Genomic DNA, 19,568 nt, shown 5'->3' with positions numbered 1-19,568 from the left:
CTTATTCCTGGTCTTTGTTCAGCTTGTCGAAGTGCGCGTGGCCCACTTCCGGGCTGTGGTGCTTGCCATCGGCGGCACGGCTCTGCTCGGCGCCTTTCCACAGACGCTCCAGGTCGTAGAACTGACGGGCGTTGGAGGTCATCATGTGAACGATCACGTCGTCCATGTCCAGCAGCACCCAGTCGCTGTCGCCCTTGCCTTCTTCACCCAGTGGCTTGACGCCTTGGGCTTTGACAGCTTCGCGGACCTTGTCCAGCATCGCGCCGATCTGGCGGTTCGAAGTACCGGTGGCGATGATCATGTAGTCGGTGATGCTCTGCTTGTCGCGCACGTCCAGCACCTGGATGTCCTGGGCTTTAACGTCTTCCAGGGCAGCCACGGCGACTTTTACCAGCTCTTCGCCAGCCAGTTCTGGGCCAACGTGGGCTTCTACCGGCAGCGGGGCGCTTTTGAAGGTGCCTTTGCGCTTAACTTTGCTTACGTCTTTGTTCGTCATATAAAACTCGTTTTGCTCGTATGTTCGGGCGCTCGCTGCACATTGATTCGTGCGTTCAAGCGCGCCTTTTCAGTTCGACGCACGGTAAAGCCCGTGCGCATCGATGTAGGCCAGGACCGCGTCAGGCACCAGGAAACGTACCGACTTACCGCTGGCCAGCAGTTGACGGATCTGGGTGGCGGACACCGCAAGCGGGGTCTGCCAGACGAATGCAATATTCCCGTTCGGCCCGGTCAGGGCCAAGGGGTCACTTACCGACCGCGCGGCCAGCAGGTTGCGCAAGGCATCCGGCGGTTCGCTGTCGGCATCCGGGCGTTGCAAAACCAGGATGTGGCAATGCTGGAGGAGTTCCTCCCAGCGATGCCAAGAGGGCAGGCCGCAAAATGCGTCCCAGCCCAAAAGCAGAAACAACTGGTCATCCACGGCCAACTCGGCGCGTATCAGTTCCAGGGTGTCAACAGTGTAGGACGGTTTATCGCGCTTGAGCTCGTGGTCGTCCACCACCAGCGGCGTTATGCCCTCCACCGCCAGGCGCACCATTTCCAGGCGCTGCTGCGGCGACACTTGCGGCGTATCGCGATGGGGCGGCCGAGCGTTGGGCATCACGCGCAACTCGTCCAGCGCGAGGGCATCCGCGACTTCCAGGGCGCTGCGCAAATGGCCGATGTGCACGGGGTCGAAAGTACCGCCGAGCAACCCGATGCGTTTACCCATCAAGTGCGCACATGACCATCGCCGAACACCACGTACTTCTCGCTGGTCAGGCCTTCCAGGCCAACCGGGCCACGGGCGTGGAGCTTGTCGGTGGAAATACCGATCTCCGCCCCCAGGCCATACTCGAAGCCGTCGGCAAACCGCGTCGAGGCGTTGATCATCACCGAAGCGGAATCCACTTCGTTGAGGAAACGCCGGGCATCGCTGAAATGCTCAGAGACAATGGCGTCGGTGTGCTTGGAGCCGTAGGTGTTGATGTGTTCGATGGCTTCGTCCAGGTCGTCGACCAGCTTGATCGACAGGATCGGCGCCGTGTATTCGGTGTACCAATCCAGCTCGGTCGCCTCGATCACGTCCGCGCCCAATAGCGCACGGGTACGCTCACAACCGCGCAATTCCACACCTTTGTCCCGGTAGATGGCAGCCAGCGGCGGCAGCACGCGCTCGGCAATGCCTGCGTGCACCAGCAGGGTTTCCATGGTGTTGCACGGGGCGTAACGGTGGGTCTTGGCGTTGTCGGCGATGCGGATCGCCTTGTCGATGTCGGCGGCGATGTCGATATAGACATGGCACACGCCGTCCAGGTGCTTGATCACCGGCACCTTGGCATCACGGCTGACGCGCTCGATCAGGCTCTTGCCACCGCGCGGCACGATCACGTCGACGAATTCCGGCATGGTGATCAACGCGCCAACAGCGGCGCGGTCGGTAGTTTCCACCACTTGCACCACTTCGGCGGGCAACTCGGCCACGGCCAGACCCTGCTGGATGCACGCGGCGATGGCACGGTTGGAATTGATCGCCTCGGAACCGCCACGCAGGATGGTGGCATTGCCGGACTTGAGGCACAGGCTCGCGGCGTCGATGGTCACGTTCGGGCGCGACTCATAAATGATACCGATCACGCCCAGGGGCACGCGCATCTTGCCGACCTGGATGCCGGACGGCAGATAACGCATATCGCGGATTTCACCGATGGGGTCAGGCAGCTTGGCTACCTGACGCAGGCCTTCGATCATGTCGTCGATACGTGCCGGGGTCAGCGCCAGGCGGTCCAGCAGGGCCGGTTCCAGGCCATTGGCGCGGCCGTTGGCCAGGTCTTGCTCGTTGGCGGCAGTGAGCTCGGAGCGCGAAGCATCCAGAGCGTCGGCGGCGGCCAGCAGGGCGCGGTTCTTCTGCGCGGTGCTCGCACGGGCGATCAACCGCGAGGCCTGACGGGCAGCGCGACCCAGGCGGGTCATGTAGTCAAGAACGGACTCAGTCATGGTCAGGGAGTCTTGGCAGGGAGGAAAGCGGCAGATTATAGCTGTGACGCCGCCCGACTGACAGCGGTGAGGGGCGGATGGTCGAAATGAACTGTAAAAACCTGGGGTTCAGCGGTAATTAAGGTGGGAGTTGTTATGATTCCGTCACATTTAGCCGTATTTACCCCTGACCGCCATGCCCAGCCCATCGCCCCAACTCCCCGCCAGCGCCCTGCCCGACAGCTTCTTCGACCGTGATGCGCAAATTCTTGCGCAGGCATTGCTCGGAAAAATCATCCGTCATCGCGTGGGAAAAATCTGGCTTTCAGCGCGAATTATTGAAACCGAAGCCTATTACGTGGCCGAAAAAGGCAGTCACGCGTCGTTGGGCTACACAGAAAAGCGTAAGGCTTTGTTTCTGGATGGTGGCCATATCTACATGTATTACGCCCGTGGCGGCGACTCGCTGAACTTCAGCGCCCATGGGCCGGGCAATGCCGTGTTGATCAAATCGGCCTATCCGTGGGTCGATGAATTATCCGGCCCGGCGAGCCTGGCGCAAATGCTGTTGAACAACCCGAATGCCGACGGCAGCCCACGCCCTTCACAAAAGCTGTGCGCTGGCCAGACTTTGCTGTGCAAAGCCCTGGGGTTGAAGGTGCCGATGTGGGACGCCAAGCGTTTCGATCAGGAACGGCTCTACGTTGAAGACGTGGGCCAAACCCCGACCCAGATCATCCAGACCACCCGCCTGGGCATTCCCAGCGGCCGTGATGAACACCTGATGTACCGCTTCGTCGATGCTGGCTATGCGCCTTATTGCACGCGGAACCCGCTGCGCCGCGGCCAGGTCGAAGGCCGAGATTATTTTTTGATTTGAGCAGGGAGTGGATTGTATGGGCCAATGGCTCGATAGCATTACCGGCTGGTTGACGCTGAACCCCGAATGGCTGGCGGTCGCGGTGTTTATTGTCGCCTGCGTGGAGTGCCTGGCCATCGCCGGGTTGATCGTGCCGGGCACGGTGTTGTTGTTTGCCATTGCCGCCCTCGCCGGCAGCGGCGCGCTGTCACTCAGCGAAACGTTGTTGCTGGGCTTCCTCGGCGGCTTGCTGGGTGATGCGGTTTCCTACTTCCTGGGCCGACATTTCCATCAGAACATCCGGCGTTTACCCGGCTTGCGCCACCACCCAGAATGGATGAACAGCGCCGAAACCTACTTCCACAAGTACGGCATCGCCAGCCTGCTGGTAGGCCGTTTCATCGGCCCGCTGCGCCCCATGCTGCCGATGGTAGCCGGGATGTGCGATATGCCCTTCCCGCGCTTTGCGATTGTCAGCGTCGTGGCGGCGGCGGGTTGGTCGGTGGCGTATCTACTGCCAGGCTGGGCGACCGGCGCGGCTTTCCGCCTGCCATTGCCCGAAGGGTTCTGGCCCGAAGCGGCAGTGGTTGCGGGATGCCTCGCGGTAGTGATCGGGCTGAGCTTGAACAGCAGCCTGCGCGGCCATCGTCGCGCCACCTTGTGGATTGGTTGTGCCAGCCTGGTGCTGTTGATCGCGCTGTTTATTGGCTATCACTCGCTGGACAACTTCGACAAAGGCCTGAGCGCCCTGGTGCAGGAACACCGCAGCCCCTGGCTGGACGAGGTGATGGTACGCATCACCCAACTGGGCGAATTCAAGAAGATGTTCTTCGCCAGCGCCGTGTTCACTGGCCTGTTGCTACTGGCGCGACAATGGCGCCATGCCGTGTTTGTCGGCGCGACGCTGGCCGGGGCTGCGGTGATCAACACCGGGACTAAGTTGTTTTTCGCACGCGGCCGCCCGGAAATCCTGACAGACCCATTGACCAGTTTCAGCATGCCCAGCGGCCATGCATCCGGCGCGTTCGCGTTTTTCCTGGCGCTGGCGATCCTGGCCGGTCGCGGGCAACCCGTGCGGTTGCGCCTGACCTGGATGCTGCTGGGCTGTATTCCTGCCGCGTTCATTGCGCTATCGCGCGTCTACCTCGGCGCCCATTGGCCCACGGACATCCTGGCCGGCACGCTGCTGGCAATGACAGTGTGCGCGTTCAGCCTGGGCATCACCCAGTACCGCAGCCCGCTACCGGCCATGTCGCAAAAAACCTGGTGGCTGTTGCTGCCGGCGCTGGTCGCGGTGTTGAGCTTCATCGCGCTTACCGGCACGCCCCACGCCCTGCTGCGCTATGCCTATTAAGTGAACAGTTCACCCTGCAACTCGTCGAGCAGCATCTGGATCGCATCCAGGCGCTGTTGCGGGTCGTCGAGTTGCAGCAGGTCGATCTTATCGGCCTCGGTAAAGGGCAGCAGATACGCCAACTGATTGCCCAAGGCTTGCTGGCCGTCGGCGTGGGCGTCCATGTCCAGCGAGGCCACCATCGGGTGCTCGGCCAGCGCCTGGAGCAGCGCCAGCAAGTCGGCGTCTTCCTCTTCCAAGGGTTGATCCGGCAGTTCTTCGAGCCATTGCACCTCGGCCACCAGCAACTGATCTTTCTGAACACCGGCATCGCGTACACGGAACCGGCGCCCGCCTTCGACGCGAATCCCCAGCAGGCCATTGTCCTGTTGCTTGAAGTCGCGGATCAGCGCTTCACAGCCGATCAATGCGTAGCCATCCGGCGCCGTGCCCACCTCCTGGCCGTCAAGAATGCACACCACGCCGAAGCTTTCGCCCTTTTTCATGCAACGGGCGACCATGTCCAGGTAGCGCGCCTCGAACAGTTGCAGGTCGAGGGTGCAGCCAGGGAACAGCACGGTATTGAGCGGGAACAGCGCCAGACTCATAAAGGTTTCCTTAAACCTGGTTTAAACGATCACCGACACGGCCAGCGGCAGGAACACTGCCGTGGCCACGCCCATCAGACTCATCGCCAGCGCTGCAAAGGCGCCGCATTCTTCGCTTTCCTGCAGGGCCACCGACGTGCCGACGGCGTGGGCCGTCATGCCCAGCGCCATGCCGCGCGCCTCGGGGCTGTGCACCCCCAGGCGCGACAAATACGCCGGGCCGATCATCGCGCCGACCACCCCGGTGATCAGCACAAACACCGCCGCCAACGCCGCCACGCCACCGATCTGCTCGGCCACCAGCATGGCGATCGGCGAGGTCACCGACTTGGGCGCCATGGTCATCAACATCATGTGTTCGGCACCGAACCACCAACCCAGCAGCACACACAGGCCGGTGGCGAGCACCCCACCTATCACCAGCGTAGTAAAAATCGGCCAGAACAATTGGCGAATGCGCCGCAGGTTCAGGTAGAGCGGCACGGCCAGGGCCACCGTCGCCGGGCCGAGCAGGATGCCCATGATCTCGGTGCTCTTGCGGTACTCGGCGTAGCTCAGGCCACAACTGATCAGCACGCCGATCACCAGCAGCATGGACACCAGCACCGGCTGCAGGAAGATCCAGCGGGTTTTCTCGAACCCTGCCAGTACCAGTTGATAAGCGCCAAGGGTGATGCCGATGCCGAACAACGGGTGATGAATCACCGCCGTCCACGCGCCCTGCCAGTCGATGATCATTGATCCTTCTCCTTGCGCTTGACCATCTGCTGCATCAACACGCCCACGAAGCCCATGGCAATCACCAGCGACAGCACCAGCGCGCCGACAATGGCCCAGAAATCCGCGGCAATGTCCTTGGCATACACCATCACCCCTACCGCCGGCGGCACCAGCAGCAACGGCAAGTACCGCAATAGGCTGCTGGCCGCCAGGCTCAAGGGCTCGCCGACCTCGCCCTTCCAGATCAGGAACCCCAGCATCAGCAGCAGGCCGATGATCGGCCCCGGCAGCACCGGCAACAGCAAATGATTGATCGCCGTGCCGATCAGTTGAAACAGCACCAGCCAGGTCAGGCCACGTAACAGCATCCGTTCTTCCCCCTCAAGACTCGCCCGCATTATAAGCACGCCCGCCCTATGCACCGGCATTCGCCAAAAGCATGGTGGGTTGACCGAGCCGATTGGCCATGATGATCTACATTGGTTCTCTGTAACCCATAAAAAAACCAGACGTTGTACACAGCGTGATGAACCAAGGAGAGACGCAATGCCCTATGTACCCGTAGCGCAGCTCAAAGATTATGTCGGCAAGGAACTGGGACGTTCCGAATGGCTCACCATCGACCAGGCGCGTATCAACCTGTTCGCCGAGGCCACGGGCGATCATCAGTTCATCCACGTCGACCCGGTCAAAGCCGCGCAAACCCCGTTCGGCAGCACTATCGCCCACGGTTTCCTGTCGCTGTCGCTGATGCCCAAGCTGATGGAAGACCTGCTGATCGTGCCCGAAGGCCTGAAGATGGCGGTCAACTATGGCCTGGACAGCGTGCGTTTCATCCAGCCGGTCAAGGTCAATTCCAAGGTGCGCCTGAACGTGACACTCAATGACGTCACCGAGAAAAAACCCGGCCAATGGCTGCTCAAGGCCACCGCCACCCTGGAGATCGAAGGCCAGGAAAAACCGGCTTACATTGCCGAGTCGTTGTCGCTCTACTTCGTGTAAGCCCGTGCCTGTGGTGGGGATATAAACCTCACCACAGTGTATGTAAATTTATGTATGAAACTCGCAGCTGCGGCATACTCGGCGCTCAATTATCCGGATCCCGCTATGCGCCCACTTGCTCCCCTCGCCCTTGCCCTGTTGCTCACCGCTTGCGGAGACGGCGAATCGCTGTTGCCGCCCGATGCGCGCCTGCCCGACGGCGGCCGTTACCGGGGCGATGTGGTCGATGGTTTGCTGCAAGGCCAGGGCCGCGTGGACTACCCCAACGGCAGCTGGTACGCCGGCCAGTTCGATAAAGGCCAGTGGCACGGCCAGGGCGAATGGCATGGCAGCAATGGCGAAGTCTATAAAGGCCAGTTCCAACAAGGCCTGTTCGACGGCCAAGGCAGCTTGACCACGGCGGGCAGCCACTATGTCGGCGGCTTCAAAAATGGTCGACGCAATGGCGAAGGCACCCTCAAAGAGGGGCAGATGACCTATCGCGGCGAGTTCAAGGACGACCAGTATTCCGGCCTCGGCCGTCTGGAGCTGGCCGACGGCAGCCAATACCAGGGCCAGTTCGCCCACGGCAAGCCGAACGGCGAAGGCCAGCGCAACGACGACAGCGGCAACCAGTTCAGCGGCCATTTCGTCGATGGCCAGCTGGAAGGCAATGGCACGTTCAACAGCGCCGATGGCGACATCTATGTCGGCCAGTTCAAACAAAACCAACTGAACGGCAAGGGCCGCTACGAGAACGCCGACGGCGACGTGTGGATCGGCCAGTTCAAGGAAGGCGCGCTCAGTGGCAAGGGCGAATTGATCGGCGTGGATGGCAGCCACTATGTCGGCCAGTTCAGCGATTGGCGTTTCACCGGCGAAGGTCGCCTGAACCTCACCGACGGCAGTTTCTATATCGGCGGTTTCGACAGCGACAGCTATCAAGGCAAAGGCACCCTGGTGCTCACCGACGGCACCGTGCAGGCCGGCACTTGGGTCAACGGCATGCGCGTGCGTGACGCCGACGGCAAACTGCTGCCCGACCCGTTGGAAATCGGCGTGTTGGCCCAGGGTCGCCTGCTCGACGCCGCCCTCGCCGCCGTGCCCGCCTCCACCCCTGCCGTGGAGCTGTACACCCTGGCCGTGGCCGGCGATGGCAAGCAGAGCGTGTTCCTGCGCGAAGCCGATTACGTCAGCAACATGCTCGCCACCCGTTTCGGTGCACGCGGGCAGATTCGCCTGGTCAACCACCGCGACCACATTGCCGACCGCCCGCTGGCCACGCGCGAAAGCCTGCGCCGCGCCGTGCAGACCCTGGCCGACCGCACCGGCCCGGAAGACCTGGTGTTTATCTACATGACCAGCCACGGCACCCACGAACACGAACTGGTGCTCGACCAACCGCGCATGGAGCTGGCCGACCTGCCCGCCGATGAACTCGCCGCCGTGCTGGCACCGCTGAAGAACCGCGACAAGATCGTGGTGATCTCGGCCTGCTACTCCGGTGGTTTCATCCCGGCTTTGAAGGACGAGCGCACCCTGATCATGACCGCCTCCCGCGCCGATCGCGTGTCCTTCGGTTGCTCCGAAGAAGCCGACTTCACCTACTTTGGCGACGCCCTCTTCGCCCAAGCCTTCAACCAGACCGACGACTTGCAGCAAGCCTTCAAGCTGGCACAACTGCATGTGGCCGAACGCGAGCAGGCGGACAACTTCGAAGCCTCCGAACCGCAGATCTGGGCCCCCAAGGGTGTGATCGCCCATTGGCAATTATTACGCAAACAGCAGGCACGAAAGGCGCTCGAAAGCGTCTCAATGAATAGCAAGGAAGCCAAAGGCAACTAAGCTGAACTGTGTAACAAGGGGGAGACACCATGTACCTGACGCCTCAGCATATCTTGCTCGCCGGAGCCACCGGCCTTACCGGCGAACACCTGCTCGATCGCCTGCTCAACGAACCCACCGTGACCCGCGTGCTCGCGCCCAGCCGCAAGCCACTGGCCGAACACCCGCACCTGGAAAACCCGGTGGGCGACCCGGCGGTGTTCCTGCCGCAACTGAGTGGCCAGGTGGACCTGGCCTTCTGCTGCCTGGGCACCACCATCAAACAGGCGGGCTCCGAAGCGGCGTTTCGCGCCGTCGATCTGGACATGGTCGTGGCCTTCGCCAAACGCGCGCGGGAAATGGGCGCACGCCACCTGATCGTGATCAGCGCAATTGGCGCCGACCCGAAATCCTCGATCTTCTACAACCGCGTCAAAGGGGAAATGGAAGAAGCACTCAAAGCCCAAGGCTGGCCACAACTGACCATCGTGCGGCCGTCGTTGCTATTGGGGGAACGGTTGGAACCGCGTTTGGCGGAGCAACTGGCCGGGCCGTTGTCGCGACTGATTCCGGGCAAATACCACGGCATTGAAGTGTGCGAACTGGCCAGGGCCATGTGGCGACTGGCGCTGGAAGAGCAGGACGGGGTGCGGGTGGTGGAGTCGGATGAGTTGCGCAAACTCGGTAAATAACCCAATTTAGCGGCCTGACAGAGATCCAAATGTGGGAGCGGGCTTGCTCGCGAAAGCGGTGGATCAGTCAACCTATGCATCGATTGAAATAACGCCTTCGCGAGCAAGCCCGCTCCCACATCGGTTTTGTGTTGCGGTTAAAGACCGCCTGTGGCGTTGAATCCTACGCCCAACACCGTCAACACCGACAGCGGCAACAGCAAGGTATCAAGCAACGCACTCGCCGGCAGATCCACACCGGGATAAGCCGGCGCCTCTGCACCAAACCTGTCCTTGGCGCAGCAACCGCCATTCATTGCATATAAATCCAACCGCGTACCGGCATACACCACCGGCGCGCCAGGTTGCGCCGCGTCCAACGTGCGCGCCGTGGCGCAGCCCGTCAGTTGCAGCGCCAGTACGATCAGCAGCGCCTTATTCATCGCTGCTCAAATGGTGCTCGCCCCAACGCGGCAGCATGTCCTGGGGAATGTTCAGCAGGTTGAGAATGCGCGCCACCACAAAATCCACCAGGTCATCGATGGTCTGCGGCTGGTGATAGAAACCCGGCGAGGCCGGCAGAATCGTCACACCCATGTTCGACAGTTTGAGCATGTGTTCCAGGTGAATGCTCGAATACGGCGCTTCACGGGGCACCAGGATCAACTGGCGGCGCTCCTTCAAGGTCACGTCCGCTGCGCGCTCGATCAGGTTGTTGCAGGCTCCCGTGGCAATGGCCGACAGGGTGCCGGTGGAACACGGCACCACCACCATCGCGGCCGGCGCACCGGAGCCAGACGCCACGGGTGACATCCAGTCCTCTTTGCCATAGACCTTGATCTGCCCCGCCGCCGCACCGGTGTATTCGGTGAGGAAGGCTTGCATCATCTGCACCTTGGGCGGCAGCGCCACGTCGGTCTCGGTGGCCATCACCAGTTGCGCCGCCTTGGAGATCAGGAAGTGCACCTCACGGTCTTCGCGCACCAGGCAATCGAGCAGGCGCAAACCATAAGGCGCACCGGAGGCGCCGGTCATCGCCAGCGTGACGCGTTCCGGGCCACTCATTTCAGCGCCTCGGCCAGTTTGCCGTGCAGGCCACCAAAGCCGCCGTTGCTCATGACCACCACGTGAGTACCGGGTTCGGCCTGTTGCTTGACGTGATCGATGATGCCGTCAATGGAGTCGCACACGGTTGATGGCACGGTGCACAGCGCTGCGATTCCCGGCAGGTCCCAGCCGAGGTTGGCCGGTGCGTACCAGACCACCTGGTCGGCATCGTTGACGCTTTCCGGCAGACCATCGCGGTGGGCACCTAGCTTCATGGAGTTGGAGCGCGGCTCGACAATCGCAATGATCGGCGCATCGCCGACACGCTTGCGCAGGCCGTCCAACGTAGTCGCAATGGCCGTCGGGTGGTGGGCAAAGTCGTCGTAGATGGTAATCCCATTCACGTCGGCAACTTTTTCCATGCGGCGCTTCACGCTTTTGAAAGCGCTCAACGCGGCAATGCCCACGGACGGCACCACGCCCACATGCCGCGCAGCCGCCAGGGTGACCAAGGCGTTGGCGACGTTGTGCTGGCCGGTCATGTCCCACTCGACGACGCCTTGGGCCTCGCCTTCGAACAGCACTTCAAATCTGGAACCGTCTTCGCTGAGCAGCTTGACCTGCCACTGCCCGCCCGCGCCGGTGGTTTGCACCGGGGTCCAGCAGCCCATCTCGATCACACGTTGCAAGGCGGGTTCGGTGGTCGGGTGGATCACCAGGCCTTCGCTCGGAATGGTGCGCACCAAGTGGTGGAACTGACGCTCGATAGCCGGCAGATCAGGGAAGATGTCGGCGTGATCGAATTCCAGGTTGTTCAGGATCGCTGTGCGCGGGCGGTAGTGAACGAACTTGGAGCGTTTGTCGAAGAAGGCGCTGTCGTATTCATCCGCCTCGATCACAAAGAAAGGTGTGTCACCCAGACGCGCCGACACCGAGAAGTTCTGCGGCACGCCGCCGATCAGGAAGCCTGGGCTCATGCCTGCGTGTTCCAACACCCAGGCGAGCATGCTGCTGGTGGTGGTCTTGCCGTGAGTGCCGGCCACCGCGAGCACCCAACGGCCTTGCAGCACATGATCCGCCAGCCATTGCGGGCCGGACACATAAGGCAAACCTTTATTGAGTACGTATTCGACCGCCGGGTTGCCACGGGACATGGCATTGCCGATCACCACCAGGTCCGGGACCGGGTCGAATTGCGACGGGTCGTAGCCTTGGGTCAGCTCGATGCCCTGGGCCTCGAGTTGCGTGCTCATGGGCGGATAGACGTTGGCGTCGGAGCCTGTCACGTGATGGCCCAGCTCTTTGGCCAGAACCGCCATCGAGCCCATGAACGTGCCGCAAATACCGAGAATATGAATGTGCATAGTCGACCTCGTAAAACATCGAGGCAGGTTAGCGCAGGGGGGCGAAAATCGCACCCTTTAGCTGAGGGCGTGACGTGCGATGCCGTGCCTGCGCAGCTTTCTATACAGCGTGTTGCGGCTGACGCCCAGTTGCTCCGCCGTGTGTGTCATGTGCCAACGTTGTTGCTGCAAAGCAGTGAGCAACGCCAGGCGCTCGGCGTCTTCCAGCGGTGACTCCTGCGTCTTGGCCTGCGCGACCGGCACGGGTCGGGCCTGACGAATCTGCGCGGGCAAATCCTCCAGGCCGACACGCCCTCCATCACACAGCGCCACCAGGGTGCGCAGTACCGTGCGCAACTGGCGGACGTTACCCGGCCAGGCAAACGCCAACAACGCCCCCTGCGCCGACGGGTCGAGAGCCACCGACTCGCCATTGGCCTCCTGGGCCAGCAGGAAATCCAATAACTGGGACTTATCGCTACGCTCGCGCAACGGCGGCAAGCCGACTTCCAGGCCATTGAGGCGGTAATACAAATCTTCGCGGAAGCTGCCGTCCTGCACGCGCTCCAGTAGATTGCGGTGGGTTGCGCTGATAATTCGCACATTCACCGCCTGGGGCTCGCCGCCGAGCGGCACCACCAGCCGATCCTCCAACACCCGTAATAGCCGGGTTTGCAGCGCCAGGGGCATGTCGCCGATTTCATCGAGGAACAAGGTGCCGCCGTCGGCTTGCTGCAATTTGCCTTGCATGCCTTCTTTGCGCGCACCGGTAAAGCTGCCGCCGCGATAGCCGAACAGCTCGCTCTCGATCAGGCTTTCCGGGATGGCCGCGCAGTTGAGCGCGACGAACGCCTTGTCGGCACGCTGGCTGGCCAGGTGCACCGCCTTGGCGAAGGCCTCTTTGCCGGAACCGGTTTCGCCATTGATCAACAGTGGCACATCACGCTCAAATACCCGCAGCGCCTTGCGAAAGTCCTGTTGCAACGCCGGATCGACCAGGCAGATGCCGGGCAACGGAGCAGGCTCGGGCTTGATGAACGGCGTCGGTGCGCTGCGTACTTGCCCACGTAATGCGGCAAACAGTTGTCGACCATCACGGGTGCGCAGCGGCCAACTGGCCGTGGCATTGGCGCTGGCGCGGCCGAGTAATTGATCCTGGGAACAGTCGAAAAACGCTTCCACCGGCTGCCCCAACAAGCCGCCGCGCATCTGGCCCAACAGGTTCAACGCGCTCTGATTGACCGCACAGATGCGCCCTTCTCCGTCAAAGGCCAACAACCCTTCGCTGAACAGCCCCACCGACTCGGCTTGCAAGTGAAAACGCAGCAGCCAGTGGTTCTCGAAATGACGCAGGAAGTAGCAACTCTCGATCATCTTCGCCGACAGGTTCACCAGCGCCATCGTGTGGAACTGGCTCTGGCGCGACACCGCTTCCCGCGCGGAGGACACATCCAGCACCGCCAGCAGATCCCCATGGGGATCGAACACCGGGCTCGCCGAGCAGGTCAGCCCGGTATGCCGGCCACGAAAGTGTTCATCACGATGAATGGTCAGGGATTGGCGTTCCACCAGGCAGGTACCGATGCCGTTGGTGCCCTCGCAGGCCTCACTCCAATCCGCGCCCAGCCACAACCCGGCGCGCTCGAAGATCTTGCGCTCGGACGGCGCGGTGACACAGTTGAGGATCACGCCGCGTGCATCCGTGAGCAACACCGCATGGCCGGCGCCCGAGAGCTGCTGATGCAGGCTGTTCATCTCGTTGCCGGCGATGTGCAGCACTTGTTGCAGGCGCTCGCGGCTTTCCAGCAAGCGACCATGTTCAAGCACAGTCGGTGCAATGGTTTGCGCAGGGTCGAGGTGGTAGTCCTCCAGACAACGCAGCCAGGAGCGGGCGATGGACGGATCGCTGGACGGGTCACGGCCATGCGCCACGGTGAGGACTTGCTGGGCATGGCGGCTGAAATGATCGTTGTGCATTTCTTATTATTCTCCCTGCGTGAGAACCACCAGCATCCCCCAGCCCTCCAGGCAATGCAATCCCGGAGCGACTCACCGGTCACAGGCTGTACCGTTTGTGGCACAAACTGTCACACCGGGTGTATCGAGCCTGCCACAGCAACGCCTTGCTACAAAGCCTAACCCCTTGATTTGCCTGGCCAGCAAGGCGGTGGCCCAACCTTTGCTCTACGCTTTATCAAGCGCTTGCTGCGCTGCGCTCCCAATAAACATAAAAGCCAGGAGATACCCACCATGCGTTACGCACACCCCGGTACTGAAGGCGCCATCGTTTCGTTCAAGGCCAAGTACGGCAACTACATCGGTGGCGAGTTCGTTGCGCCGGTCGATGGCAACTATTTCACCAACACCTCGCCGGTGAATGGCAAGGCAATCGCCGAATTCCCGCGCTCCACCGCCAAAGACATCGACAAGGCCCTGGACGCCGCCCATGCCGCCGCCGACGCCTGGGGCAAGACCTCGGCCCAGGACCGTTCGCTGGTCCTGCTGAAAATCGCCGACCGCATCGAACAGAACCTCGAACTGCTGGCCATCACCGAAACCTGGGACAACGGCAAGGCCGTGCGTGAAACCCTCAACGCCGACATCCCACTGGCCGCCGACCACTTCCGCTACTTCGCTGGCTGCATCCGCGCCCAGGAAGGCACCAGCGCCGAAATCAACGAACACACGGCGTCATACCACTTCCATGAACCACTGGGCGTGGTCGGCCAGATCATCCCGTGGAACTTCCCGATCCTGATGGCCGCGTGGAAACTCGCCCCGGCCCTGGCCGCCGGTAACTGCGTGGTGCTCAAGCCCGCCGAGCAAACCCCGCTGGGCATCACCGTGTTGCTGGAGGTGATCGGTGACCTGTTGCCACCTGGCGTGTTGAACGTGGTTCAAGGGTTCGGCAAAGAAGCCGGCGAAGCCCTGGCCACCAGCAAGCGCATCGCCAAGATCGCCTTCACTGGCTCGACGCCCGTGGGCTCGCACATCATGCATGCGGCGGCCGAGAACATCATTCCGTCGACCGTGGAATTGGGCGGCAAGTCGCCGAACATCTTCTTCGCCGACATCATGAAAGCCGAGCCGTCCTTTATTGAGAAAGCCGCCGAAGGGTTGGTGCTGGCGTTCTTCAACCAAGGCGAAGTGTGCACCTGCCCTTCCCGTGCGCTGGTGGAAGAGTCGATCTACGACGACTTCATGAAAGTCGTGATGAAGAAAATCGAGTCGATCAAACGCGGCGACCCGCTGGACACCGACACCATGGTCGGCGCCCAGGCGTCCGAGCAGCAGTTCGACAAGATCCTGTCCTACCTGGAAATCGCCAAAGGCGAAGGCGCGCAACTGCTGACCGGCGGCAAGGTCGAGAAGCTCACCGGCGACATGGCCGGCGGCTATTACATCCAGCCGACCCTGCTCAAGGGCACCAACGAAATGCGTGTGTTCCAGGAAGAAATCTTCGGCCCGGTGGTGAGCATCACCACCTTCAAGGACGAAGCTGAAGCACTGGCGATCGCCAACGACACTGAGTTCGGCCTGGGTGCCGGCGTGTGGACTCGCGACATCAACCGCGCCTACCGCATGGGCCGCGCGATCAAGGCGGGCCGCGTGTGGACCAACTGCTACCACCTGTACCCGGCGCATGCCGCGTTTGGCGGTTACAAAAAGTCCGGCGTGGGGCGTGAAACGCACAAGATGATGTTGGACCACTACCAGCAGACCAAGAACTTGCTGGTGAGTTACGACATTAATCCGCTGGGCTTCTTCTAACTGACATCCCGCTCTCACATTTGAAATGCAATTAAAAATGTGGGAGCGGGCTTGCTCGCGAAAGCGGTGTAACAGTCACTGATTTATTAACTGACCCACCGCTTTCGCGAGCAAGCCCGCTCCCACATTTAGATTTTCATAAGTACTTGCGAAGTGCATTCGGCACAAAGAGGCCGAGTTAAAAACAATAACAACGGAAGGTACTTTTCCATGTCTAGCGAACCTACAAGTTCATCTGTCGACTTCGAAAAAGTCGACTCCCAATACTTCCAACAACGCGAATTGAAAAAAGGTGCCGCCGGCTGGGTACTGCTGGTCGGCCTTGGCGTTGCCTATGTGATCTCCGGCGACTACGCCGGCTGGAACTTCGGCCTGGCCCAAGGTGGCTGGGGCGGGATGTTCCTTGCCACCTTGTTGATGGCCACCATGTACCTGTGCATGTGTTTTTCCCTGGCCGAACTGTCTTCCATGATTCCCACCGCTGGCGGCGGCTACGGTTTTGCGCGCAGCGCCTTTGGCCCTTGGGGCGGGTTCCTCACGGGCACCGCGATCCTGATCGAATACGCCATCGCCCCTGCCGCCATTGCAGTGTTTATCGGCGCGTATTGCGAGTCGCTGTTTGGCATTGGCGGCTGGATGATTTACCTGGCGTTCTACATCATCTTTATCGGCATCCACATCTTTGGCGTGGGTGAAGCCCTGAAGTTGATGTTCGTGATTACCGCCGTGGCTGCAATTGCCTTGGGCGTATTCCTGGTGGCGATGGTGCCGCACTTCAATGTCGCCAACCTGCTGGATATTCCGGTGACTGAAGCCAAGGGCGCCAGCACCTTCCTGCCGTTTGGCTATGTCGGTGTGTGGGCCGCAATTCCTTATGCCATCTGGTTCTTCCTGGCCGTAGAGGGTGTGCCCCTGGCCGCCGAAGAAACCAAGAACCCGAAACGCGACCTGCCGCGTGGCCTGATCGGCGCCATTGTGGTGCTGACCAGTTTTGCCCTGTTGATCCTGGTGATCGCACCGGGCGGCGCCGGCACTTACGCGCTGATCAAATCCGGCAACCCGCTGGTTGAAGCATTGGCGCTGTCCTACGGCGGTTCCACCTGGATGGGCAGCTTCGTCAACCTCGTCGGCCTTGCTGGCCTGATCGCGAGCTTTTTCTCGATCATCTACGCCTATTCGCGGCAGATTTTTGCGCTGTCCCGCGCCGGCTACCTGCCGCGCAAACTGTCCCAGACCAACAAAAGCAAGGCGCCAGTGTTGGCCTTGGTGATCCCCGGCATCATCGGCTTTGGCTTGTCGCTGACCGGCCAGGGTGACCTGCTGATTCTGGTGGCGGTGTTTGGCGCAACCATTTCCTACGTGCTGATGATGGCCGCGCATATCACCCTGCGCATCCGTCGCCCCAAAATGGACCGTCCATACCGCACACCTGGCGGCATTTTCACCTCCGGCGTTGCGCTGGTGCTGGCCTGTGTGGCCGTGGTGGCGGGCTTTCTGGTGGATCCGCGGGTGGTGATTGGCGCCGCGATCATCTATGGAGTATTAATTGCTTACTTTGCTTTCTACAGCCGGCATCACTTGGTAGCAGGCACGCCCGAAGAGGAATTCGCGGCGATCCAGGCCGCAGAGGCCGCCCTGCACTAACTGCCGTAAACCTCGACGCGGGCAGTTGCTCGCGTCGCCAAGGAGACACTGTATGGCAAGCTTTTCCCACGCGGTGGGTGTACAAACCTACCGCTTCGACAGCCTCAAGGACGTGATGGCCAAGGCCAGCCCCGCACGCTCCGGGGACTTCCTCGCCGGCGTCGCCGCACAGAACGACGGTGAGCGCGTGGCGGCGCAGATGGCGTTGGCAAATATCCCGTTGAAGCATTTCCTGCAAGAAGTGCTGATCCCCTACGAAAGCGACGAAGTCACCCGCCTGATCATCGACACCCACGATAAACAGGCGTTTGCCGCCGTCAGCCACCTGACCGTCGGCGGCCTGCGCGACTGGCTGCTCAGCGATGCGGCCGACGAACATTCCCTACGCGCCTTGGCGCCAGGGCTGACGCCAGAGATGGCCGCCGCCGTGTCAAAGATCATGCGCGTGCAGGACCTGGTACTGGTGGCGCAGAAGATCCGCGTGGTCACGCAATTTCGTGGCACCCTGGGCCTACGCGGCCGTTTATCCACACGCCTGCAACCCAACCATCCGACAGACGAACCGGCGGGCATTGCCGCGAGCATTCTGGATGGCCTGTTGTACGGCAATGGCGACGCCATGATCGGCATCAACCCGGCCACCGACAGCATCGCCTCAATCTGCGCCATGCTGGAGATGCTCGACGCGATCATCCAGCGCTACGAGATTCCGACCCAGGCCTGCGTGCTGACCCACGTCACCACCTCCATCGAGGCGATCAACCGTGGCGTGCCACTGGACCTGGTGTTCCAGTCGATCGCCGGCACCGAGGCGGCCAACGCCAGTTTCGGCATCAGCCTGAGCGTGCTGCAGGAAGGTTATGAAGCAGGGTTGAGCCTCAATCGCGGCACGTTGGGCCAGAATTTGATGTATTTCGAGACAGGCCAAGGCAGCGCCTTGTCGGCCAACGCGCACTTTGGCGTCGACCAGCAAACCTGCGAGACCCGCGCCTACGCGGTAGCCCGACATTTCAAGCCGTTTCTGGTGAATACCGTCGTAGGATTTATCGGCCCGGAGTACCTGTACAACGGCAAGCAGATCATCCGTGCCGGCCTCGAAGACCACTTCTGCGGCAAGCTGCTCGGCGTGCCGATGGGTTGCGACATCTGCTACACCAACCACGCCGAAGCCGACCAGGACGACATGGACACCCTGCTGACCCTGCTCGGCGTGGCCGGGATCAACTTCATCATGGGCATCCCCGGTTCCGACGACATCATGCTCAATTACCAGACCACCTCGTTCCACGACGCGCTATACGCCCGGCAAACATTGGGTTTAAAACCGGCGCCGGAGTTTGAACAGTGGCTGGCAAAAATGGGCATCTTCACGCAAGCCGACGGCAAGGTGCACTTCGGCAACAGCCTGCCACCGGCCTTTCGCCAAGCCTTGGCGCAACTGGGATGAAGGAGCCGCCTGTGCAACTCGACCTGCCTGACAACCCCTGGCTGGAACTGCGTCGCCTGACCCCGGCGCGCATTGCCCTGGGCCGAACCGGCACCAGCATTCCGACCAACGCGCAGTTGGACTTTCAATTTGCCCATGCCCAGGCGCGCGACGCGGTGCATCTGCCCTTCGACCATGCGGGCCTCAGCAGCCAGTTGGCGGAGCGCGGGCGTGACACGCTGCTGCTGCACAGCGCGGCTGCCGACCGCCACAGCTACCTGCAACGCCCGGATTTGGGGCGGCGCTTGAGCGATGATTCCGCCCAAGCGCTGCGCGATCACGCATCGGCCAATCCCGGCGGCGTCGACTTGGCCGTGGTGGTGGCCGATGGCTTATCCGCGCTGGCCGTGCATAAACACACCTTGCCGTTTCTGACGCGCATGGAGGAACAGACCCACGCTGAAGGCTGGTCGTTGTCGCCGGTCATTCTGGTGGAACAAGGCCGCGTCGCGGTGGCGGATGAAATCGGGCAATTGCTCGGCGCCAAGATGGTGGTGATCCTGATCGGCGAACGACCGGGGCTCAGTTCACCGGACAGCCTGGGGCTGTATTTCACCTACAACCCCAAGGTCGGCCTCACCGACGCCTATCGCAATTGCATCTCCAATGTGCGCCTGGAAGGCCTGAGCTATGGCATGGCGGCCCATCGTTTGCTGTACTTGATGCGAGAGGCGTGTCGTCGGCAGCTGTCGGGGGTCAATCTCAAGGACGAGGCGCAGGTCCAGACCATTGAATCGGATGATCCGGACCTGATGAAAGGCAATTTCCTGCTCAGTTCACCGGATGACTGATCGCTGCACGATTGCGCTTTTTCGCGCCATTAGGCA

At 61.5% G+C, this 19,568-nt stretch carries 19 protein-coding genes; 9 read left to right on the top strand and 10 right to left on the bottom strand.

Annotated features, from left to right (window positions below; genetic code table 11):
- Position 1 precedes the first annotated feature (1 nt).
- From rsfS to ACP7EW_RS26555, 3 genes are all read right to left on the bottom strand, one after another.
- Positions 2-496, bottom strand: a complete 495-nt coding sequence (gene rsfS / locus ACP7EW_RS26565) for a ribosome silencing factor (protein WP_003237041.1) — start codon at positions 494-496, stop codon at positions 2-4.
- Between the two features lie 69 nt (positions 497-565).
- A complete protein-coding gene (gene nadD, locus ACP7EW_RS26560) occupies positions 566-1,210 on the bottom strand; it encodes a nicotinate-nucleotide adenylyltransferase (RefSeq protein WP_426220989.1) in 645 nt (214 codons plus the stop codon).
- The gene (locus tag ACP7EW_RS26555) at positions 1,210-2,475 is read right to left on the bottom strand and encodes a glutamate-5-semialdehyde dehydrogenase (RefSeq protein ID WP_038847496.1); all 1,266 of its coding nucleotides are present in this window, start codon (positions 2,473-2,475) and stop codon (positions 1,210-1,212) included. The genes nadD and ACP7EW_RS26555 overlap by 1 nt, the downstream gene beginning before the upstream one ends.
- A 175-nt stretch (positions 2,476-2,650) precedes the next feature.
- Between ACP7EW_RS26555 and ACP7EW_RS26550 the strand changes: the two genes are divergently transcribed.
- Entirely contained in the window at positions 2,651-3,334 is a 684-nt protein-coding gene (locus ACP7EW_RS26550; protein ID WP_426220987.1) for a DNA-3-methyladenine glycosylase, read from the top strand.
- A 16-nt stretch (positions 3,335-3,350) separates the two neighbouring features.
- Positions 3,351-4,667: a bifunctional DedA family/phosphatase PAP2 family protein gene (locus ACP7EW_RS26545; protein ID WP_426220985.1), complete on the top strand. Its 1,317-nt coding sequence runs from the start codon at positions 3,351-3,353 to the stop codon at positions 4,665-4,667.
- Here the strand turns inward: ACP7EW_RS26545 and ACP7EW_RS26540 are convergent.
- From ACP7EW_RS26540 to ACP7EW_RS26530, 3 genes are read right to left on the bottom strand one after another with little or no spacing between them, the layout of a single operon-like run.
- On the bottom strand, positions 4,664-5,254 hold the full coding sequence (locus tag ACP7EW_RS26540) for an LON peptidase substrate-binding domain-containing protein (protein ID WP_016978577.1): 591 nt from the start codon (positions 5,252-5,254) through the stop codon (positions 4,664-4,666). The two genes, ACP7EW_RS26545 and ACP7EW_RS26540, sit on opposite strands and share 4 nt — an antisense overlap.
- A gap of 21 nt (positions 5,255-5,275) precedes the next feature.
- Complete coding sequence (locus tag ACP7EW_RS26535) at positions 5,276-5,992, bottom strand: LrgB family protein (protein WP_426220982.1); 717 nt, start codon at positions 5,990-5,992, stop codon at positions 5,276-5,278.
- Positions 5,989-6,342 (bottom strand): CidA/LrgA family protein, encoded by a 354-nt coding sequence (locus ACP7EW_RS26530; protein WP_016978575.1) that lies wholly within the window; start codon positions 6,340-6,342, stop codon positions 5,989-5,991. Before ACP7EW_RS26530 ends, ACP7EW_RS26535 begins: the two co-directional genes overlap by 4 nt.
- 178 nt (positions 6,343-6,520) lie before the next feature.
- Between ACP7EW_RS26530 and ACP7EW_RS26525 the strand changes: the two genes are divergently transcribed.
- From ACP7EW_RS26525 to ACP7EW_RS26515, 3 genes are all read left to right on the top strand, one after another.
- On the top strand, positions 6,521-6,976 hold the full coding sequence (locus ACP7EW_RS26525; RefSeq protein ID WP_010206803.1) for a MaoC family dehydratase: 456 nt from the start codon (positions 6,521-6,523) through the stop codon (positions 6,974-6,976).
- A gap of 105 nt (positions 6,977-7,081) precedes the next feature.
- Positions 7,082-8,800, top strand: a complete 1,719-nt coding sequence (locus ACP7EW_RS26520; RefSeq protein WP_177004231.1) for a C13 family peptidase — start codon at positions 7,082-7,084, stop codon at positions 8,798-8,800.
- 29 nt (positions 8,801-8,829) lie between these two features.
- Positions 8,830-9,471: an oxidoreductase gene (locus ACP7EW_RS26515; protein ID WP_033896428.1), complete on the top strand. Its 642-nt coding sequence runs from the start codon at positions 8,830-8,832 to the stop codon at positions 9,469-9,471.
- Between the two features lie 137 nt (positions 9,472-9,608).
- Here the strand turns inward: ACP7EW_RS26515 and ACP7EW_RS26510 are convergent, their stop codons facing one another.
- Genes ACP7EW_RS26510 through ACP7EW_RS26495 form a run of 4 tightly spaced genes read right to left on the bottom strand, consistent with a single transcriptional unit; the run spans position 9,609 to position 13,817 of the window.
- Entirely contained in the window at positions 9,609-9,893 is a 285-nt protein-coding gene (locus ACP7EW_RS26510) for a YceK/YidQ family lipoprotein (protein ID WP_028618085.1), read from the bottom strand.
- On the bottom strand, positions 9,886-10,515 hold the full coding sequence (ubiX, locus tag ACP7EW_RS26505) for a flavin prenyltransferase UbiX (RefSeq protein ID WP_017735613.1): 630 nt from the start codon (positions 10,513-10,515) through the stop codon (positions 9,886-9,888). Before ubiX ends, ACP7EW_RS26510 begins: the two co-directional genes overlap by 8 nt.
- Positions 10,512-11,861, bottom strand: a complete 1,350-nt coding sequence (mpl, locus tag ACP7EW_RS26500) for a UDP-N-acetylmuramate:L-alanyl-gamma-D-glutamyl-meso-diaminopimelate ligase (RefSeq protein ID WP_426220979.1) — start codon at positions 11,859-11,861, stop codon at positions 10,512-10,514. Before mpl ends, ubiX begins: the two co-directional genes overlap by 4 nt.
- A 57-nt stretch (positions 11,862-11,918) precedes the next feature.
- Positions 11,919-13,817 (bottom strand): sigma-54-dependent Fis family transcriptional regulator, encoded by a 1,899-nt coding sequence (locus ACP7EW_RS26495; protein WP_426220977.1) that lies wholly within the window; start codon positions 13,815-13,817, stop codon positions 11,919-11,921.
- A gap of 273 nt (positions 13,818-14,090) precedes the next feature.
- Here ACP7EW_RS26495 and exaC point away from each other — a divergent pair, with 273 nt between their 5' ends.
- From exaC to eutC, 4 genes are all read left to right on the top strand, one after another.
- Complete coding sequence (exaC, locus tag ACP7EW_RS26490) at positions 14,091-15,611, top strand: acetaldehyde dehydrogenase ExaC (RefSeq protein ID WP_016978566.1); 1,521 nt, start codon at positions 14,091-14,093, stop codon at positions 15,609-15,611.
- 210 nt (positions 15,612-15,821) lie between these two features.
- Complete coding sequence (gene eat, locus ACP7EW_RS26485) at positions 15,822-17,255, top strand: ethanolamine permease (protein ID WP_016978565.1); 1,434 nt, start codon at positions 15,822-15,824, stop codon at positions 17,253-17,255.
- A 52-nt stretch (positions 17,256-17,307) separates the two neighbouring features.
- Positions 17,308-18,702 (top strand): ethanolamine ammonia-lyase subunit EutB, encoded by a 1,395-nt coding sequence (locus ACP7EW_RS26480; RefSeq protein WP_426220975.1) that lies wholly within the window; start codon positions 17,308-17,310, stop codon positions 18,700-18,702.
- Positions 18,699-19,532: an ethanolamine ammonia-lyase subunit EutC gene (gene eutC, locus ACP7EW_RS26475; RefSeq protein ID WP_033896422.1), complete on the top strand. Its 834-nt coding sequence runs from the start codon at positions 18,699-18,701 to the stop codon at positions 19,530-19,532. The genes ACP7EW_RS26480 and eutC overlap by 4 nt, the downstream gene beginning before the upstream one ends.
- The last annotated feature ends 36 nt before the right edge of the window (positions 19,533-19,568 follow it).

The organism is Pseudomonas sp. DWRC2-2 (genome assembly GCF_049897885.1).
Lineage (GTDB): Bacteria > Pseudomonadota > Gammaproteobacteria > Pseudomonadales > Pseudomonadaceae > Aquipseudomonas > Aquipseudomonas azotoformans_A.
This window is presented reverse-complemented; position numbering and strand designations above follow the sequence as displayed.

What these genes read in the sequence shown, in the direction of transcription:
- ACP7EW_RS26495 (WP_426220977.1), bottom strand. Translation starts at nt 13,817, where the DNA reads ATGCACAACGATCATTTCAGCCGCCATGCCCAGCAAGTCCTCACCGTG.
- ACP7EW_RS26510 (WP_028618085.1), bottom strand. Translation starts at nt 9,893, where the DNA reads ATGAATAAGGCGCTGCTGATCGTACTGGCGCTGCAACTGACGGGCTGC.
- eutC (WP_033896422.1), top strand. Translation starts at nt 18,699, where the DNA reads ATGAAGGAGCCGCCTGTGCAACTCGACCTGCCTGACAACCCCTGGCTG.
- exaC (WP_016978566.1), top strand. Translation starts at nt 14,091, where the DNA reads ATGCGTTACGCACACCCCGGTACTGAAGGCGCCATCGTTTCGTTCAAG.
- ACP7EW_RS26550 (WP_426220987.1), top strand. Translation starts at nt 2,651, where the DNA reads ATGCCCAGCCCATCGCCCCAACTCCCCGCCAGCGCCCTGCCCGACAGC.
- ACP7EW_RS26555 (WP_038847496.1), bottom strand. Translation starts at nt 2,475, where the DNA reads ATGACTGAGTCCGTTCTTGACTACATGACCCGCCTGGGTCGCGCTGCC.
- ACP7EW_RS26535 (WP_426220982.1), bottom strand. Translation starts at nt 5,992, where the DNA reads ATGATCATCGACTGGCAGGGCGCGTGGACGGCGGTGATTCATCACCCG.
- eat (WP_016978565.1), top strand. Translation starts at nt 15,822, where the DNA reads ATGTCTAGCGAACCTACAAGTTCATCTGTCGACTTCGAAAAAGTCGAC.
- mpl (WP_426220979.1), bottom strand. Translation starts at nt 11,861, where the DNA reads ATGCACATTCATATTCTCGGTATTTGCGGCACGTTCATGGGCTCGATG.
- ACP7EW_RS26515 (WP_033896428.1), top strand. Translation starts at nt 8,830, where the DNA reads ATGTACCTGACGCCTCAGCATATCTTGCTCGCCGGAGCCACCGGCCTT.
- ACP7EW_RS26530 (WP_016978575.1), bottom strand. Translation starts at nt 6,342, where the DNA reads ATGCTGTTACGTGGCCTGACCTGGCTGGTGCTGTTTCAACTGATCGGC.
- ACP7EW_RS26520 (WP_177004231.1), top strand. Translation starts at nt 7,082, where the DNA reads ATGCGCCCACTTGCTCCCCTCGCCCTTGCCCTGTTGCTCACCGCTTGC.
- nadD (WP_426220989.1), bottom strand. Translation starts at nt 1,210, where the DNA reads ATGGGTAAACGCATCGGGTTGCTCGGCGGTACTTTCGACCCCGTGCAC.
- ACP7EW_RS26525 (WP_010206803.1), top strand. Translation starts at nt 6,521, where the DNA reads ATGCCCTATGTACCCGTAGCGCAGCTCAAAGATTATGTCGGCAAGGAA.
- ACP7EW_RS26480 (WP_426220975.1), top strand. Translation starts at nt 17,308, where the DNA reads ATGGCAAGCTTTTCCCACGCGGTGGGTGTACAAACCTACCGCTTCGAC.
- ACP7EW_RS26545 (WP_426220985.1), top strand. Translation starts at nt 3,351, where the DNA reads ATGGGCCAATGGCTCGATAGCATTACCGGCTGGTTGACGCTGAACCCC.
- ubiX (WP_017735613.1), bottom strand. Translation starts at nt 10,515, where the DNA reads ATGAGTGGCCCGGAACGCGTCACGCTGGCGATGACCGGCGCCTCCGGT.
- ACP7EW_RS26540 (WP_016978577.1), bottom strand. Translation starts at nt 5,254, where the DNA reads ATGAGTCTGGCGCTGTTCCCGCTCAATACCGTGCTGTTCCCTGGCTGC.
- rsfS (WP_003237041.1), bottom strand. Translation starts at nt 496, where the DNA reads ATGACGAACAAAGACGTAAGCAAAGTTAAGCGCAAAGGCACCTTCAAA.